This window comes from Gorillibacterium massiliense (genome assembly GCF_000455485.1).
Classification (GTDB): Bacteria; Bacillota; Bacilli; order Paenibacillales; family NBRC-103111; genus Gorillibacterium; species Gorillibacterium massiliense.
The window spans coordinates 1-18,569 of sequence record NZ_CBQR020000024.1 but is presented as its reverse complement, the minus strand read 5'-3'; the positions used below and the strand labels follow the sequence as shown (position 1 = coordinate 18,569).

Annotated in this window: 14 protein-coding genes and 1 pseudogene; 1 reads left to right on the top strand and 14 read right to left on the bottom strand. The window is 51.1% G+C overall.

The window, feature by feature from the left end; translation table 11 throughout:
• The 14 genes and pseudogenes from yfmH to TJ79_RS02580 all read right to left on the bottom strand — a co-directional run.
• The coding region (gene yfmH, locus TJ79_RS02645; protein ID WP_040948741.1) for an EF-P 5-aminopentanol modification-associated protein YfmH at nt 1–1,200 on the bottom strand (1,200 nt) is incomplete at its 3' end.
• A 2-nt stretch (nt 1,201–1,202) separates the two neighbouring features.
• On the bottom strand, nt 1,203–2,492 hold the full coding sequence (yfmF, locus tag TJ79_RS02640; RefSeq protein ID WP_040948740.1) for an EF-P 5-aminopentanol modification-associated protein YfmF: 1,290 nt from the start codon (nt 2,490–2,492) through the stop codon (nt 1,203–1,205).
• A 90-nt stretch (nt 2,493–2,582) separates the two neighbouring features.
• Nucleotides 2,583–3,356 (bottom strand): spore cortex-lytic enzyme, encoded by a 774-nt coding sequence (gene sleB, locus TJ79_RS02635; protein ID WP_081756658.1) that lies wholly within the window; start codon nt 3,354–3,356, stop codon nt 2,583–2,585.
• Nucleotides 3,357–3,553: 197 nt separating this feature from the next.
• Entirely contained in the window at nt 3,554–6,118 is a 2,565-nt protein-coding gene (locus TJ79_RS02630) for an FtsK/SpoIIIE family DNA translocase (protein ID WP_040948739.1), read from the bottom strand.
• Between the two features lie 54 nt (nt 6,119–6,172).
• Entirely contained in the window at nt 6,173–6,403 is a 231-nt protein-coding gene (locus TJ79_RS02625) for a YlzJ-like family protein (protein WP_040948738.1), read from the bottom strand.
• The gene (locus tag TJ79_RS02620) at nt 6,400–7,116 is read right to left on the bottom strand and encodes a ClpP family protease (protein WP_081756659.1); all 717 of its coding nucleotides are present in this window, start codon (nt 7,114–7,116) and stop codon (nt 6,400–6,402) included. Before TJ79_RS02620 ends, TJ79_RS02625 begins: the two co-directional genes overlap by 4 nt.
• A gap of 148 nt (nt 7,117–7,264) precedes the next feature.
• Nucleotides 7,265–8,941 (bottom strand): ribonuclease J, encoded by a 1,677-nt coding sequence (locus TJ79_RS02615; protein ID WP_040948736.1) that lies wholly within the window; start codon nt 8,939–8,941, stop codon nt 7,265–7,267.
• A 293-nt stretch (nt 8,942–9,234) separates the two neighbouring features.
• A complete protein-coding gene (gene dapA / locus TJ79_RS02610; RefSeq protein WP_040948735.1) occupies nt 9,235–10,098 on the bottom strand; it encodes a 4-hydroxy-tetrahydrodipicolinate synthase in 864 nt (287 codons plus the stop codon).
• A 49-nt stretch (nt 10,099–10,147) separates the two neighbouring features.
• Nucleotides 10,148–11,374, bottom strand: coding sequence for an aspartate kinase (gene dapG, locus TJ79_RS02605; RefSeq protein ID WP_040948734.1), 1,227 nt, complete (start codon nt 11,372–11,374; stop codon nt 10,148–10,150).
• Between the two features lie 80 nt (nt 11,375–11,454).
• Nucleotides 11,455–12,420, bottom strand: a complete 966-nt coding sequence (locus TJ79_RS02600; RefSeq protein ID WP_420319367.1) for an aspartate-semialdehyde dehydrogenase — start codon at nt 12,418–12,420, stop codon at nt 11,455–11,457.
• A gap of 144 nt (nt 12,421–12,564) precedes the next feature.
• Nucleotides 12,565–13,158, bottom strand: a complete 594-nt coding sequence (locus TJ79_RS02595; protein ID WP_040948743.1) for a dipicolinate synthase subunit B — start codon at nt 13,156–13,158, stop codon at nt 12,565–12,567.
• Between the two features lie 8 nt (nt 13,159–13,166).
• Nucleotides 13,167–14,055, bottom strand: a pseudogene (gene dpaA, locus TJ79_RS02590) (dipicolinic acid synthetase subunit A).
• Between the two features lie 165 nt (nt 14,056–14,220).
• Entirely contained in the window at nt 14,221–16,059 is a 1,839-nt protein-coding gene (locus tag TJ79_RS02585) for an LTA synthase family protein (RefSeq protein ID WP_040948732.1), read from the bottom strand.
• 125 nt (nt 16,060–16,184) lie between these two features.
• Complete coding sequence (locus TJ79_RS02580) at nt 16,185–17,864, bottom strand: methyl-accepting chemotaxis protein (RefSeq protein WP_337588921.1); 1,680 nt, start codon at nt 17,862–17,864, stop codon at nt 16,185–16,187.
• Between the two features lie 193 nt (nt 17,865–18,057).
• Here TJ79_RS02580 and TJ79_RS02575 point away from each other — a divergent pair.
• On the top strand, nt 18,058–18,569 hold a 512-nt coding region (locus TJ79_RS02575), incomplete at its 3' end, for an MFS transporter (RefSeq protein ID WP_040948742.1).

Genomic DNA, 18,569 nt, shown 5'->3' with positions numbered 1-18,569 from the left:
AAGGGATTCATACAGTTTCACTACTTCGAGCAAATCGCCGCCATGGAAACGATATCGGGTGAATTCATTGGCGATGGCCTCGGGCGAGTTCAGCATCCGCAAGTACGAACCGATCCGCTTGCGGCGGGTACGCTCGAAATTCGCTTCATTTACCCCTGATGCGATAAGTGGATCCACTAATTCACGGAAACGAGCTAGCAACTTGTCGGGATCGGGCGTATCCCCGCCGATGATGGTAAAAGCGTAATCCGGACTTTGGTTGTATTCATAACCGAAGCCGTCCGATATCAGGTTCTCGTCGTAAAGCGTTTGGTACAGATCCGAGCTGGGCCCCAGCAAGATATCCAAAAGTACCCGAGCGACCAGTTCATGACGGATGGAAGCTTCATCTTCCGGGTAGCCGGCAGGCTCTTTGAAGCCGAAATAGATCTTCGGCAACGAGACCGGCATTTTCAATGTAAAATGCGGATTGCCTACTTTCTCCGGCTCATCCGGCATAAACCGGCTGATTTCCCCTTGAGGCGAGAACGTCTTTTTCCCTTGGTTGCTCCGGACCAAATCCATAACCTTCGCCGGGTCAACGCCGCCCACGATAAACAGAAGCATATTGCTGGGATGGTAAAAGGTGTGGTAGCACTCATACAGCGTTTCTTTTGAAATCTCGCTTATGGATTCCACTGTGCCGGCAATGTCGATGCGCACCGGATGCTTCTGATACATCGCCGCGATCAAACCGAAATAAACCCGCCAGTCAGGATTATCCTGGTACATCTTGATTTCCTGGCCGATGATTCCCTTTTCCTTCTCCACGTTCTGGTCAGTAAAATATGGGTTTTGTACGAAATTCACCAAGGTTTCTATATTTTCGTAAATATGATCGGTGGCGCTGAACAGATAAACGGTCCGGTCAAAGCTGGTAAACGCGTTGGCGGAGGCGCCATGAGAAGCGAATACCGAGAAGATATCGCCTTCCGGTTCCTCAAACATTTTATGTTCCAAGAAGTGAGCGATGCCGTCGGGAACCTTGACCTTCATCTTGCCTTCCACTTGAAAATGATTGTCTACCGAGCCGTATTTGGTGGAAAAGGTGGCATAGGTTTTACTGAATCCCGGTTTCGGCAGAACGTATACCGTCAACCCGTTCTCCATCTCTTCACGGTAAAGCGTCTCTTGGACGCGTTCGTAACGAATTTCTTCCACGCTTATTCCCCCTTCCGATCTCTCAGGAAATAGATGGTGTCCAGATCAGCCAAAGCCGCGGCTTTTTTAATATCCTCCGGCGTAACAGCATCGACTTGAGCTAAAAGCTCTTCGGTGGTGCGCTCCTTGCCCGACAAGACATTATTGAAATGAAAGGCTATCATTTCAAAAGCCGAGTCGCCGATTTCCTGGAGATGATTGCGGATCATCGCCCGGGTTTGGGTCAATTCCAGCTCGCTGTAATTGCCGGCCTTCATATCTTCCAACTGCTTCTTAATGATTGCGACGGCTTTCTCGTAATTCTCAATTTCGATCCCCGATTGAATCGTCAAAATCCCTTTATGTCCGTCAAAACGGGATGACGCGTAATAAGCGAGACTTTCTTTTTCCCGCACGTTGATAAAAAGTTTGGAGTGGGGAAAAGAACCGAGTATCCCATTATACATCAGTGCCGCAGCGTAGCGGTCGTCCCCGTAGGAGATGCCGAAACGCAGGCCCATGTTGAGCTTGCCTTGACCCACATCCAGTTCTTCCACAACAACCTTCGGCTCGTTTCCGGCGGCTGCTTGGATTGGGCTTGCCGGATATCCAGGCACCGTAGTTTTCCGATCGTTAAGGTCAAAGGCTTCCTTGGCGATAGCCTCAACCTCTTCCAGCGTCGTTTGCCCGATCACGTACAAATCCATTGGGGAATCGGCCAACCATTGGCGGTAGCGGGCATATAGGTTTTCCGCGGTGATGCTATCGATATCCTCCAATTTACCAAGGGGATTCAACCGGTAGGGTTCGTTTTTGCACATTTCCTCCATGCAGCGTTCTCCGGCATAGCGGATTTTATCGTTGATGATCGCTTCCAGCTTTTTGCGCAGCGTCTCTTTTTCCGCATCGACATATTTGGTTTGGAAAACGCCATCGGTAAGCGCCGGCTTGGTCACGGCTTCCCCGAGAAAACGCAGTCCTTCACGCAGCAAGGAGGCGTCGTTTTGTACGAATTTATCGTTAATGATGTCCATGCGAAATTGCACCAACTGGGAATCTCCGCGCTTGTAAATATCAAAACCAAACCCGGCTCCATACAGATCGTCCAAACGTTCCCTGAACTGCTTCGTTTCCGGATACGTGGCGGAGCCCCTGCGCAGTACAAACGGGATCAAAGCGGTAGATGTGACCGTCTCTTCCGCAAGCGGCGTTCCTATGTAGAGAGAGATCGCAAAGGTTTTGAATCGGTCGGTGGGAAGCACATGAAGGCGAATTCCCCCAACGGTACTGCTGAAAAACCGGTTTTCCTTCAAGCCGCACACTCTCCTTTCGCTGGCCTAACATTTCTCCATTATATTCCTACAGAAAGAAAAGAAGCAACCGGGACGGTTACTTCTCCCCATTTATTTACAGAAGATATGCTTGCCGATGGTCATGACTTGCGGACGGCTCCAGATCCATTTGGAAGTGGCGGTTTCCGGGTTGAAATAGTAGGTACAGCCATTGGTTGGGTCAAGACCGTTCACCGCGTCTTGCACCGCTTTTTTTGCGGAATCGTTAGGCTCTAGCCAGATTTGGCCGTCGGCGACTGCAGTAAAAGCGCCGGGTTGAAATATAACGCCGGATATCGTATTGGGTAACTGGGCATCGCTAAGCCGGTTCAAGATAACCGCAGCAACGGCCACTTGTCCCCGGTAAGGCTCACCCCGGGATTCACCGTAAACGGCATTGGCCATAATCTTTAAATCGTTGGCTGTAAATCCTTTGGTGGAAGACCCTATCGGTGCCGTATCGGCTGGGGCCGCTGGAGCTTTTGCCGCAGTGTTTGGCGTTGGCGCAGAAGGCTTCCAATTTTTCGTGGCGGTCCACAGCTTCAATTTTGTCTTTGGCCCAACCAAACCGTCCACATTGAGGCCAAATTCGGATTGAAACCATTTTACGGAGCGAAAAGTCCGCCATCCGTATGCTCCGTCAATGTCGCCTGTGAAAAAACCGAGGAATTTCAAACGGCCCTGCAGCTCATAAACATCGGAACCTTTTGCGCCGTAGGCGATCACCTGCTTGCTGAAAGTTTCCTTTGCCGGCTGCTGCTTCTCTTTGCTGACGTTCAGCGCAAAAGCCGCCAATAACGCTAAAGTCAACAAAGGCGCAAGAATCAAAACGCTGCTCTTTTTCAAACGGGATTCCTGCCTTTCCTTAAGTATGTCGGGTATTGGTCCAAATGTTTCTTCGGGCTTATTATTTGAACGATCCCCGCCACTTATGCAGAGATCCCGCTACCCTATATTCCGGGCAAAATAAAAACAGGGCAGCTGTCAGCCGCCCTGCTTGCTTCTTGATTAGTGTTATCTTTTAACCTTGAACCGCATCTTCTCTACGAACTCATGCGGCTCATTTGGTACTGCTCCGGCGAAATGAGAACCTCTCGGGGTTTGCTGCCTTCGTAAGGACCGACCACGCCTTTTGCTTCCATTGAATCAATAAGGCGGGCCGCACGGGTATAGCCTACCCGCATTCTCCGCTGCAGCAAGGATACCGACGCCTGCTTCGCTTCCACAACGATCTGCACCGCTTGATCATACAGCTCGTCCTCGAAGATATCTTCGCCTTCCGTGGATTCCTCCACTTGGGGAACGAAATCTTCCTGGTATCCGGCTTTTCCTTGGTTGCTGACGTAGCCGACCACCGCTTCTACCTCCTGGTCGGAGAGGAAAGCGCCTTGCACACGGGTTGGCTTGGAAGCGCCAACCGGATGGAACAGCATGTCGCCGCGGCCTAAGAGCTTTTCCGCTCCCGCCATATCAAGGATCGTACGGGAGTCCACTTGAGAAGAAACACCGAATGCGATCCGCGACGGAATGTTGGCCTTGATAACGCCGGTAATGACATCGACGGAAGGCCGCTGAGTGGCGATGATCAAGTGAATGCCGGCTGCCCGGGCCATCTGCGCCAATCGGCAGATGGAATCTTCCACGTCTCCTGCCGCCACCATCATCAAATCCGCCAATTCGTCGACGATGACGACGATCAACGGCAGCGGCGTGCCGGGATTGGGATTATTCGCGTCCGTCAGCATTGCGTTGTACCCTTCAATATTGCGGGTACCGCTTTTCGAGAACAGCTCGTACCGTTTTTCCATCTCGACGACGATTTTCTTCAACGCTAGCGATGCTCGCCGCGGGTCCGTAACAACCGGAGCCAACAGATGGGGAATGCCGTTGTAAACGTTGAGTTCTACCATTTTCGGGTCGATCATCAGAAATTTGACTTCATCGGGCTTGGCCTTAAACAGGATAGAGGTAATGATCCCGTTGATGCAAACCGATTTCCCCGAGCCGGTAGCACCCGCAACCAGCAAGTGGGGCATGCGTGCAAGGTTGCCGACGATGGGCTGACCGGAAATATCCCGGCCGAGGACGATGGTGAGCTTCGCTTGGGATTCCTGGAAAGGGGTGCTTTCCATGACTTCCCTGAGCGTAACGACGGACACCTCAGAGTTAGGCACCTCGATGCCGATGGCGGCTTTACCGGGAATCGGTGCTTCCATACGGATATCTTTTGCCGCCAGGGCCAGGGCAATATCGTCGGTTAAGCTAACGATACGGCTTACTTTAACCCCGGTGTCGGGTTGAATTTCATACCGGGTCACGGCAGGTCCGCGGACCACTTCAAGGACTTTTGCGCGGACGCCGAAGCTTTCTAAAGTCGCTTCCAGCTTGCGGGCGTTAGCTTTGTAATCATCCGCTCCTCCGCCCTTTCCTGGGGAGACCGGCCGATTGAGAAGTTGAAAGCTCGGAATGATATATGGCTTCGGCGGAACCTTTTCCGGGTTAAGGGACAATTCCACGTCAGGTGCGTTGTCGCCGCTGGGATCCGTTCCAACAGCCGAGCTTTTCGTTTTCGCCCCAGACCCAACGCTATGTCCGTTTCCGTTCATGCCGTTTCCACTCGCTGGAAAAGGAACCGCTTCCTCGAAAGCGTCACGATGATCCTGGAAATCGCGGACAACGGGAATGGCATCCCCTTCCGGGGCAGTAACCAGAGGAATCGCAGACGTGGTATCCACCGCTGCATATACTTCCAAAGGCGGCAAGGGCTCAGGTGCAACATCCACAATAGGACCCCGCTGTTTTTTTCGGTTGAAAAAGGACGACGCTGCCGGTTTTTTCGCCATCACATCATCTTCATCATCTTCATCTTCTTCATCCTGCTGGGAATGCATAGGCTCCGTATTGATTTCCTTCAATGCGGTTCTGCCTTTGGTCCCTCTAGCCGTGGAACGACGTTTCGTCCCCCCTGCGCCAAACCAATCCAACAGGCGATTTTTCATGCCGACGTTAAAGGCTTTGAGGCTGGCGCGAATGCGTTTGCCGATTTCCACGAAAGAAATGCCGGTAACCAGCATGATGCCGATGGCAAATAGCGCGATTACGACAAGTACCGTTCCTTCGTAGCTGAACAACTGATCAAGAGCCGAATACAGCACCGCACCGATGATCCCGCCGCCTACACCCCGGGTGAGGATATCTCCCGCTGCCGGATAAAGGCTTAAGCCTTGGGTAAGCCTGTCCCATGTGGTATGCCAAATAAATGATGGTCCGATAGAACTTCTGCTTGCCGCTAGGGTATTGATAAACGATATTTCCATGATCAGAATAAATCCGATCAGAAGGAGCAGAACGCCGGATTTCTTAGGCGTCCATTTGCGCGGCCACTTGCGGTTGATCATGATAAAAAAAGCGATATAAATCGCAATGAGCGGAATAACCCAGTCCAATACTCCGGCGGTAAACCGGAACAAAATCGTCAGGGAACGGCCGACGGAGCCGGCCCGGAACAGCGCGATTGCGGAAAATATCAGCATCAAGATACCGTAAAGTTCAAACTTGAACTCGGCTCTCACGGTCGTTTTCTTTTTCTTACGTTTGCCTCTTGCCAATATTTTCACCTCCGGTAGTCTATTATAGCACAGGTCCGGAGACTGCCGAAACGATTATTCCTGATGGATATCCGGCTGAAAACGGATGACCGCGCCAGGCGAATAAGCGGGATTTAGATAATCCTGCAGATTGGCGCTGTACAACCGGACGATTCGCGCCCGGCCCATTCCAAGATCCTGCACCTGCATGGAAACACCTCCTACGACGACATCGGAAAACCGATAATCCTGCTCCTTCTCTGCCCCGTAAATATGTTCCTGCGGTATGATCGTATGCAAAATCATTGGATCGGCGCCCCCTGCTGCATCGTTCTCTGATCTTGAATCATCCGGTTCAGCTCCGTCAAAGCGTCGCTGATCCCCCCCACTCGATGGATCAATCCGAATTCAACGGCCTCAGGTCCCGGCACTGTCGCACCGATATCCCGGGGTACGTCTCCAGTGCGGTACATCAAATCCTTTAATTTTTCCTCGGAAATCCGGCTGTGGCGGACGATAAAACGGTTGACACGCTCCTGCATCTTATCCAAATACTCAAAGGTTTGGGCGACGCCGATAACGAGACCCGTCATTCGGATAGGATGGATGGTCATCGTCGCACTCTCGGCGATGATGGAGTAATTCGCGCTGACGGCGATGGGAACGCCGATGCTGTGCCCTCCGCCAAGTACCAATGTGCAAGTGGGTTTCGACAGCGTAGCGATCATTTCAGCAATAGCCAAGCCCGCTTCCACGTCGCCGCCAACTGTGTTCAAAATGATGAGGATTCCCTCAATTTTCGCATTCTGTTCCGCCGCAATCAGCATGGGAATCAAATGTTCATACTTCGTCGTTTTGTTCTGTGGTGGCAAAATCATATGCCCTTCCACCTGGCCAATAATCGTTAAGCAAAAAATATTGCTCTCCATTCCAGGGACGCTAACCTGCCCTAACTGTTGGACATTTTCCGCTGCCTGATTGCGCACTTCCTCTTCCGCTGCTTCGCTGCGATAATCCATCATGCTTGATCTCCTCCCTAAATGAATGCACCTTCCATTAGTATGGCCGAAAAAAAGAAAACTCCCCGATCAGCGTAAACGCTGAATCAGGGAGCATATCGGCTTGATGCTGGATTTCCTAGCAAGTGACTGCGGAAACCTTTAGAGTCTACACTTCCATAATGATGGGCAGAATCATGGGTCTTCTTCTGGTTTGTTCATACAAGAATCGTCCGAGCGCTTCCTTCACATGGGTTTTCAAGGAAGCCCATTCATTAACGTTTTCGCTCATCAGCTTGATGAGTGTGGAACTGACAATCCGGTTGGCTTCATCCAAAAGCCCTTCGGACTCCCGCACATATACGAAACCGCGGGAAATAATATCCGGTCCGGAAAGGATCGTACCTTCCTGTTTGCTCAGAGTAACGACGACGACGAGGATGCCGTCCTGGGACAGCAGCTTACGGTCGCGCAGCACGATATTGCCTACATCGCCAACCCCAAGTCCGTCGATGAGAATATTGCCGGCCTGCACTTTGCCGCTCTTGCGTGCGACGCCGTTTTGCAGTTCGACGATTTCGCCGATATCCGTGATGAATATATTTTCCGAGTCGATCCCGATGGCCTCGGCCAGCTTGCCGTGATGACGCAGCATCCGGTATTCACCATGAATCGGCATAAAGTATTTCGGCCGCATCAGATTGAGCATCAGCTTTAATTCTTCCTGGCTGCCGTGTCCGGAAACGTGCACGCCGGATACCGAACCTGGCCCATAGATGACATGGGCGCCCAAGCGGAACAATTCGTCGACGATTCTACCGACGTATTTTTCATTTCCGGGGATTGGGGTTGCCGAAATGACAACAGTATCACCCGGTAGGATGTCCACTTTCCGGTGGGTATTGCGCGCCATTCGAGTCAAAGCCGACATGGGCTCGCCTTGGCTGCCCGTGGACAGAATGACGACACGGTCTGCCGCCATCTTGCTTACTTCCTCCGGCTCGATGATCATTCCATCCGGAACACGCAGATAGCCTAATTCGGAAGCGATACTGACAACGTTAACCATGCTGCGTCCGACGACGGCAACCTTGCGGTTGTTCGCTTCGGCAGCGTCGATTACCTGTTGCACCCGGTGAACGTTAGATGCGAAGGTCGCAACCACGACCCGCTGCTTCGCCCGGCGGAACACTTCCACCAGTTCGGCACCGACGGTTTTCTCAGAGCCGGTATATCCGGGACGTTCGGCATTTGTGCTGTCGGACAGCAAAACCGTTACGCCGCGTTTGCCGATTTCCGCCATCCGTTGCAGATCCGCAAATTCTTCATTAACGGGAGTCTGATCGAACTTGAAGTCTCCGGTATGGACGACGACGCCTTCCGGCGTATCCAGTACAACGCCAACAGAGTCAGGAATACTGTGGTTGGTTTTGAAGAAGCTTGCTTTGATTACGCCAAGCTGAATTTCCGAATCCGCGTTTATCAAAATGCGCTTCGTTTCGCCGAGCAGCCCTGCTTCCTTCAGCTTCCCTTCCACAAGACCCAAGGTCAGCTTCGTCGCGTATACCGGAACGTTCAACTGCCGCAGCACATAAGGTAATCCTCCGATGTGATCTTCATGGCCGTGGGTAATCAGGATGCCTCTTACTTTATCCCGGTTCTCGAGCAGATAGGAGATGTCAGGGATAACGATGTCGACCCCAAGCATATCCTCCTCCGGGAACTTGAGTCCCGAATCCACGACAACAATGTCGTTCGCATACTGTACCACATACATATTTTTTCCAATCTCGCCCACGCCGCCAAGGGCAAAGATCAGGAGCTTGTCATTATTCTTTTTTGCCAAAACTTTTCCTCCTTTTTCTTTTTAGAAAATTGACGACGATTTTTATATGACAATCAGAAAAAGAAACCGCACCAGTCACTTGCCATCATTATACATGATGCAAAACGTCAATTACAAGTTGACCCCCCATACCCGCCGTGCCCGGTTTTTCGATTGGCTTGCGGCTCCGATTGCTGCCACCTGTAGTTTCCCCGAAAAAAAAGAAACCGATGCCTGCATCTCCTTAAGGAATTCCTCTCGGGATGCGGCACGGTCTCGGTTTGAAAAGTTGGCATCTTTCTGCAAAAATTCACTTAAAACAACGAAGCGATATGACGGCCTTCCGCTTCCGTTACCTCCACCAGCGGCAAACGCACGCCACCGGTATCAAGACCTTTAAGCTGCAGCGCGTATTTGATCGGGGCCGGGTTGGGAGCGATAAAAAGCCCTTTAAAGATCGGGAACAATTTATGATGCAGCTCCGTCGCATGGCGAACTTCGCCGTTGACGAAGGCCGTGATCATTTCCTGCATCGGCTGGCCGATCACATGGCTAGCTACGCTAACGGTTCCGTAAGCGCCGACAGAGAGATAAGGCAGTGTAAGGGAGTCGTCTCCGCAATACACGCGGAACCCTTCCGGAGCGTTGCGGACAAGGGTGGAGATATGATCAAGATCGGAGTGGGATTCTTTGGTTGCGACGATATTCGGAATCTCCGCCAAACGCAGCATCGTCTCGGTTGAAATGCCTACGACGGTGCGGCTCGGGATGTTGTAAGCCATGACCGGAAGGTCCGTAACCCCGGCTACCTCTTTAAAATGACGGTAAATGCCTTCTTGGGAAGGCTTGTTGTAATAAGGAGTAACGATGAGAACGCCGTCAGCTCCAGCCTTTTCTGCGGCTCGGGTCATATCCAAAGAATGATCGGTTTCGTTGCTTCCGGTGCCGGCAATGATTTTGCAGCGTCCGTCCGCCACCTTCACTGCTGTTTCATACAACCGGATTTTTTCATCGTCCTTAAGAGTGCTGGCTTCGCCAGTCGATCCGCAGACGACTAAAGCGTCGGTTTTTTGATCTTCTATGAGATGATCGATCAATTTCTCCGTTTGTTTCCAGTCAACGGCCAGGTTGCTGTCGAAGGGCGTTACCATGGCGGTTATTAATCTTCCGAATTCCAAAGTGACTCCTCCTTAATTTATTGAATGCTTAGATAATGGCGGCGGCGAATCAGGCTAGCGCTTCGTGGAGCAGGAATTTGCGGTGCAAAGCTTTTACCGCCTTCACCATGTCCTCTCCCCGCACTAAAACCCAGATGGTGGTATTGGAATCGGCCGATTGCAAAATCGTCACGGTTTCAGCAGCTAACGCCTCAACGATCCAAGCCATAATGCCGGGCACTCCGTTTATCCCTCCGCCGATAGCGGACACCTTGGCGCAGTGGCTCACGGCATCTGGAGCGCAGCCCAGTTCCTCCAAAAGCCGCAGCGCTTTATCCGCTACGGAATCGGGAACCGTATACTCCAACCCCTCGGGATTTACATTAATAAAGTCGATACTAATGCCGTTATCGGCCATCGCCCGGAACACCTTGGGCTGAAAGTCTTTAAGACCCTCCGGTTTGCTCACCCGGATTTGCGTCACGCCGGCGGAATGGGCGATTGCCGTTACAAAGCGGTCGCCTACTCCTGCGCCGGTGTCTCTGGCGTCATGGCGGCTGGTAACGAGGGTACCTTCCGCATCAGAGAAAGTAGACCGGACCCGTACCGGCATGTTGGCTTGCATGGCAATCTCCACCGCCCGTGGATGAATGACTTTGGCCCCATTGTAGGCCATGTTGCAAATCTCCGTAAAAGTGACCTGAGAAATTTGCGTGGCATCCTCGACGATTTTCGGATCGGCGGTAAGGATACCATCCACATCTGTGAAAATATCTACGATTTCCGCCTGCAGCGCTACCCCTAAGGCAGTAGCTGTCGTATCGCTGCCTCCCCGGCCCAGAGTCGTTATCTCGGACTGGGCAGTGCGGCCTTGGAAACCGGTGACGACCACGACTTGGCCTTTCTCCAGTTGCTCCAGCACTTTTGCCGGTTGCACGGAGAGAATCCGGGCATTGCCGAATTGATCATCCGTCAATATACCGGCTTGAGCTCCATTAAAAACTGTAGTGGAGATGCCTTCAGCGTGAAGCAGGCTGCAGAGGGTGACAGCTGAAATCATTTCCCCACAATAGAGCAGCAAATCTTTTTCCCGTTCGGGAAGGAAACTGCCGTTTTGCGATACCAGATCAAGCAGAGTATCGGTAGCATAGGGCTCGCCTCTGCGTCCCATAGCAGAAACAACGACCACCAGCTTATACTCATCATTCAGTGCTTTTTTTATATGGCGGATCACGTGTTCCCTAGCCTCCGGGTTGGAGACGGAAGTACCGCCGAATTTTTGTACGAGAATCCGCAAGGGTGCTCCTCTTTTCATTCGGGCCTGACCTATGCCCATGACCACAGTCAAGCCTACCCATTCTGCAAATCCAATCCAGGTTAAGCTTCGAGAGCGATGTATTCGCCGATTTGAACGGCGTTCCAAGCCGCCCCCTTCAGCAGGTTATCCGATACGACCCACAGGTTAAGCGCCCGCGGGTTAGCCAAGTCACGACGCACTCTACCAACAAAGGTGTCGAGCTTGCCTGCAGCCTCGGATGCCAAAGGATATAACTGCTCTTCCGGATTGTCGACAAGAACGATGCCCGGTGCATTGGCCAGCAGCTGGCGAACTTCTTCCATATCGAAGTCAGCGCCAAGCTCGACATAAACCGATTCCGAGTGGCCGTAAGCCACCGGAATCCGCACGCAAGTGGCAGTGACGTCAAGACGATCGTCACCCATGATCTTTTTCGTTTCCCGAATCATTTTCATCTCTTCATTGGTGAAGCCGTTATCGAGGAACTTATCGATTTGGGGAATGGCATTGAAAGCAATCTGATGCTTCACGGGCAGCGAGGAAACAGGCAAGATCGCCGGTTCCGCCGGTTTGCCGTCCAGCACTCTCCGACTTTGTTCCAGCAGCTCTTCGATCGCTCTTGCTCCTGCACCGGATACAGCCTGGTAGGTGGATACGATGATGCGGTTAATACCGAAGCGGTCATAAAGCGGTTTGAGTGTAGCGACCATTTGAATCGTGGAACAGTTAGGGTTGGCGATAATGCCTTTATGTTCATTGATTTTGTTCAGGTTGACTTCGGGTACCACAAGAGGCGTTTCCGGATCCATCCGGAACGCGTTGGTGTTGTCGATGCAAACTGCTCCCGCTTCCACCGCAGCCGGAACCAATGCCTTGCTGATGTCGCCTCCGGCGCTGAAGAAGGCGATTTCCACACCGGAAAAGCTGTCCGGAGTCGCTTCCTCTACGGTATATTCGCGGTTTTTAAACGGGATCTTCATACCTGCGGATCGTTTGGAAGCAAGCAGCTTAAGCTCACCCACGGGAAAATCCCGTTCTTCCAGCAGGCGGATGATCTGTTGACCTACCGCACCGGTAATGCCAACGACAGCAACATTAAATAGCTTTTGATTCGACATGGTTCCGACTCTCCCTTTATAATAGATCGGTTGACGGGCAGCTTGAATCCCCGTCAACCTTGGTTAATACCTTTAATCGTTAAATCGCTCAATAATCATCGGCTGTAATTGCTGCCCCTTTAACGCCGCCTCGCAAGCCGGAATAATCATCGACATGCGGGAGACGAGGGAATTCGGCTTCGCAAAAGGAGCGTCTTGCCCAAAAGGAACGAAATAGATGTTTTTCGCCACAAGAAGTTTGGCTACATTTGCCGCATTTAAGCCGAGCCCGTCATTTGTCGAAATGGCCAGCACGATCGGCCGCTGGTTGCGCATTTGAGCCTTGGCCGCCATCAATACGGCACTCTCTGTCATCGCATTAGCCAGCTTGCTCGTGGTATTGCCCGTGCAAGGGGCAATCGTCAAAATATCCAATGTTTTCGCGGGTCCCAAGGGCTCCGCTTCAACAATTGTAGAAATGATATCATTTCCGGTGATATCTTTCAACTGTTTTTGCCACTCTTCTGAGGCGCCAAAACGGGTGTCCGTCGTCATTAAAGTATGCGATGCAATAGGGATTACCCGCGCCCCGGCGTCGACAAATTTGCGAATTTCCGGCATCACCTCCGCAAAGGTACAGTGGGACCCTGTCAACGCAAACCCTACTGTTTTACCGTGCCAATCCATGACTCCGATCACCCTTTCCCGATATCCTGCAAAATCAATTTGCACAGTACATCCGCCAGGATCATACCTGCCGTTTTCGGCGCGACGATCCCGGGAAGTCCAGGTGCCAGAAGCGCCTTAATTCCTTTTCTTTCCGCATAGCGGAAATCGGTCCCCCCGGGTCGGGATGCCAAATCGATGATCAGCGCGTGCTGCGGCAGCTTGGCGATCACACTCCCCCGTCAAAATAAGGCTCGGAACAGTGTTAAAGACAAGATCCACTTTCTCTGCCATCTCCTGCAGCTGATTGATATAAAACGGTTCGTAGCCCGCCTCCAGCGCTCTGGCGAAATCCTCAGGCTTACGCACGCCCGCCATCACCCGCGACCCCATGCCTTTAAGCGTACGGGCCATTGTGAGTCCGGTGCGGCCCATTCCAAGAACCATGCTGTAAGAGCCGTGGATGGTAAAGTCCGTGTTTTGAATCGCCATCATAATGGCGCCTTCCGCCGTTGGGATGGAATTATAAATCGCTACGTCATCCCGATCCAACAACTCAGTTAAATGGATGGTACTATTGCTGCAAAGCTGCTTGAGATATGGCTTTGCCATTCCCGTATAGACCCGTGCGTGCTGCGGCAGCGCCTCGATCAACACCGGCGTCAGCACCAGTTCGTCGGAGCAAAAGGACGTTTCAATCCTGCCGGCGTCATCCGTACCGACCACAGGCAGAATCACTGCATCGGAGTAAGCGATGGACTCCGCTGAAAGCTTGGACATCCGCACGCCTGTTGGAGGCTGCTTCCAATGATCAAATCCGATCAGTTGCAGAGTGGCGTCATAATCGTTAAGCCTGCGAATCACTTCCAACTGCCTCGCGTCGCCGCCCACAATGGTGACCCGGATTCCGGTCAGCATATCTTCACACCCTTTGTTCTCTCTGGAATTGGATACCGTATCTTATGCTTCTGTCACGGCAGGGGTGAATTGGCCCGGTAAGTCTAACTGCCAGTGGAATGAACATGTATATCCGCCCAACACAAAAAAAGCCCCCTCGAGTGAGGGGGCTTTTTACGAATGAAATTAGCGTTGTGATAAATGCTCGACATACGTATCGCAAAGTGCGAGCAGGTTCATCGCCCGCTTGTATGCATCCTCTGTGGCTGCTTGATTCGTTACAGGCTGCAAGCCGGTGAGCGTATAGCTTTCGCCATCTTTTTCGCTCTTTCCGGGAATGAAGACCTTATTGTTATCGATATAGGAACCTGAAGGCAGGTAATACCGCTCCGGCAGCAAATTGCTTTTCTGATTCACAATATCCTGGCCAAAATGAATCGTCCCGCTCAAATCGACATCGGTCAAATTCGCGATAGTGGGCATCAGGTCCACTTCTCCCCCCGTTTGGGGATTCACCGCCGGTTCTACCGCCCCTGGCGCTGCTACGATGAGGGGAATGTTCAGCATATCGGCGTAGGAATAATCACGGCCCAAGGTATCCTTCAGCAGCGACTTTTCGTAGTCCGTTAAAGAATACATCGGCAGGCCCAAATGATCGCCATAGATGACAATGACGCTGTTGTCCCATATGCCAGCCGCCTTCAATTCGTCGAAGAAGAGGCCGAGTGAGTAATCCGCATAATTTTGCGCGGTCAGGTAGTCGCCTACGAAAGTGCCTTTAAAAGCCTTCGGCAGCTCGATTTGCCTCTTGCTTGCCGGTATGTTAAAGGGATGATGGCTGGACATGGTGATCAGATTGGCATAAAAAGGCTGGTTGTTTTTCTGCAGCTCCACCATGACCTCCGTCGATTTTCGGAACAAAACCGGGTCGGAAGCGCCAAAGAAGAGAAAATCCTCATCCTTGAAAAAGGACTTGTCGTAATACTTGTCAAAGCCAAGGCTAGCGTAGAGCTCCTTGCGGTTCCAGAAGGTGACGTCATTGGTATGGAACGTCATCGTTTTATACCCCATCTTGCTGAACAGCTTGGGTAAGCTCGGCAGGTTCTTATCGACATAAGATTGCGAAGCGGCGCCGTCCGGAGGTATGTATAGAGAAGTATTCAGCAAATACTCCGCATCCGACGTATTCCCTTGTCCCGCCATTTGATAAAAGTGAGGAAAGTACATGCTTTCCTTGACGAGTTTATTGAGATTAGGCGTAAGTTCCTTGCCGCCCAGCTTCATATTAATGAGGATATTTTGCAGGGACTCCACCTGAATGACAATGACGTTGCGGCCTTTGGCCACCCCTTTATATAAAGGATTATCAAGGGTTTGCGTCCCTTTCAGGTTGCTGATTGCCTGAGGCGTGACCAGCTTGGGATCCATGTAATCCCGATTCATGTCGCTGAAGATCGTAAGCACTTCATAATTGAGGATACCCATGCTTTGCGCACGCTGCACTTCATTTGTAATTCCTTTGTTCGTCTCCGCGATCATAAAGGAAAAAGCGAGTGTAAGGGCAAGTCCCGCCAACGCGATGGTACGGGAGGTTTTGCCTCTCCCCCATGATCGAAAGCTCTTGACCGCGCCAAGCAATATAAAGAAGACAATGATATCGATAAAAATAAGGAGGAAATACGGGTGCATCAATTGCATGACGCTTCCCTTGACCTCCGTAACCTGTCCAACTTGCTGCAAAGCGCGATAGGTTACAATGACACCGTAATATTGGTAGTACATAATTGCTGCGAAGTATATAGCCGTTACCAAAAGATCGACTAAGATATAGGCTATCAGTTTTCTTTTGGAAGCGAGCCATTCAACAAGAAAGAAGATCACCCAGACGGACGGAAGCCCGACTAACATAGTGAAAGGCTTGATTGTCGCTCCAAAAATTACGTACCAGGTTAAATAGATTTTCACTGCCAAAATCAGAGTGAAAATAACAAACGGACTTTTCCAAAAATTGCGTTTCAAGTTCATCGGTAAAACCTCCCCCACTATATTACCACCAGCAAGATGTTTTCACCAATGGGGAAGGTGTGAATTTATCGATTTACGGGGAAACTCCTTTGAGAGCACCCAAGATTTCTCTGCCAATCAACCGATCAAGCGGTGAAGTGGGACAATGCCGTTTGCAGTTCCTCGGCCAGCTCTGCCAAAGCTTTGGCTGCACCAGACATCTCCTCCATGGTCGCCAATTGCTGCTGGCTTGCCGCAGATGCTTCCTGGGTTCCGGCTGCCCCTTCCTCAGAAACACTGCTGACATGCATCATTTCATCTGAGACTTGGGAGGTTTCTTCATTGACGCTGCGGATGCTGTCTATAATCTCTCCGGATTTGACCGTTACCTTGATGGCTGACTCCTCAATGCTTTGGAAAGCAGCCGTTACCGTCTGGCCTAGAATGACCCCATCCTTGACCAACTCCATTTCGCTGTCCATGGATTTGGCCGCAGAACGCGAGCTTTCTTGAATATGGAGGATGAGTCTTGCGATTTGCTCCGACGAACGGGTAGTAGCATCAGCCAGTTTGCGGATTTCCACCGCTACGACAGCAAAGCCCCTGCCGCTATCACCTGCCCGCGCCGCTTCTATAGCAGCGTTCAATGCCAGAAGGTTAGTGCGTTCCGCAATTTCTTTGACAGACGTGATGATCTCGCCGATTTCTTCCGAACGGGTCATCAGTTCATGCATGGCCATCTGCGATTGATTCACGCTGTTATTGATATCCTTCATGCGTTTGGCTATGCCATCTACAGATTTAACGCCATGAGATAAAGTCGCCGTTGTTCCGTCAATCAGCGCCTGCAATTCACTGCCACTTTGTTCAATAGCTTCAATTTCCTTTGCCATGCGTTGAATGGAAGAAGTAGCAGCATTGACGCTTCGCACCTGCTCTTCCAGACCGTGCGACAGCTCCGTCGTAACGCTGGCGATTTGTTCCGATGCTTTGGAGGTTTGCTCAGCACCAGCATTCAATTCTTCGGAGCTAGCTGACAGAGTCATGGCACTTAAGCTCACTCGGCGAACAATATCACTAATTCCCGAGAGCATCGCATTAAAGGATTGCGTGAGTGCGCCGATCTCATCCCGGGATTTATATGTACCGCGAACGGTCAAATTGCCGGTTTCCGCCTTCGTCATCAGTTCCTTCATTTGACTGAGGGGCTTCACGATAAGCTGAGAAATAAAGAATCCGATTCCCGCCAGTACCACTAACGCGGCCAGCATGATGACAAATGTCAGAATCAGAGTAGTCTGTCTGCTATCCTTGTTCATTTGATCGTTGGCATCCGCAGCATTGATATTGAAAGTGATCAGCTTCTGCATATCCTGATCGACGGCTTCCTGAAGGGGAAGCATTGAATTGTAAGCTTTCGCCGCTAAATCGGTATTCCCCATCATCGCGTATTTCAATACTAAGTCGCGCTTAGTCAAGTATTCCTTCAGTGTTTTCTGGTAAGCCTCAAAAATGGTTTGTTCGTCTTTATGGATGCCGAGACCGTCGATTTTCAAAATCATGTTGTTCGTATCGTTATCCAGCTTCTCCATCAGTACTTTCTTGTCTTGTTTAATCCCTTGATTCTGCTCGACGGTAATCTCGAGAATATAGCGTTCGTTTCCTAATTGATTATTCCATATCCGGTACAGCCAGCTAACGGGGAGGAGATTGTCTTCGTACATTTTCGTAGAGTTGCCTGCGACTTTATTCACACTATATAAGCCGAGCACACCTACTACACCTGTCATGACTAACGCGGTGATAACCAAAATGGCAATCTTCATTCTTACTTTTAAATGTTTTATCAGTGCGAGCAATGAAATCTCTCCCATCTTCTGACTCTCTATGTTTTCTTATGTAATATGATGATACTATATCTAACATGAAAAATCGTCAATTACATGTTTCATGGTAGTTCCTGTTTTTTATTGTCGAAAGTGAAAATGTCACTTAACTTACAGAAAGAAGGCGTTTTCAATGAATTCTGCCTACCGGAAAATCTTTTGGTCCGCCGGCTTCGGCTGGCTTTTTGACGCCATGGATGTCGGGTTGCTCTCCTTCATCGTCGTCAAGCTAAGCACGGAGTGGAATTTAAGCAGCGAGAGCAAAGGGCTTCTTGGCACTGCTACCACGGCGGGCATGGCGATCGGCGCACCATTGGGAGGCTATTTGGCAGACCGATTCGGAAGACGACCCATTTTCTTGTTGACTCTTGTTGTCTTCGGGTTAGCCAGTTTCGGCAGCGCCTTCTCACCCGGTCTCACCGTCATGATGCTTTTTCGTCTGCTGATGGGAATCGGTTTGGGGGCTGAACTTCCCGTAGCCTCCACTCTGGTGAACGAGGCGGCGCCGCCCGAAAAAAAAGGCCAAACCGTCGTCCTGCTGGAGAGCTTTTGGGCAGTTGGCTGGATTGCCGCCGCTGTTCTCGCCTATTTCGTCATACCCGATTATGGCTGGAGAGTCGCCGTTCTCATCGGCGGTTTGCCAGT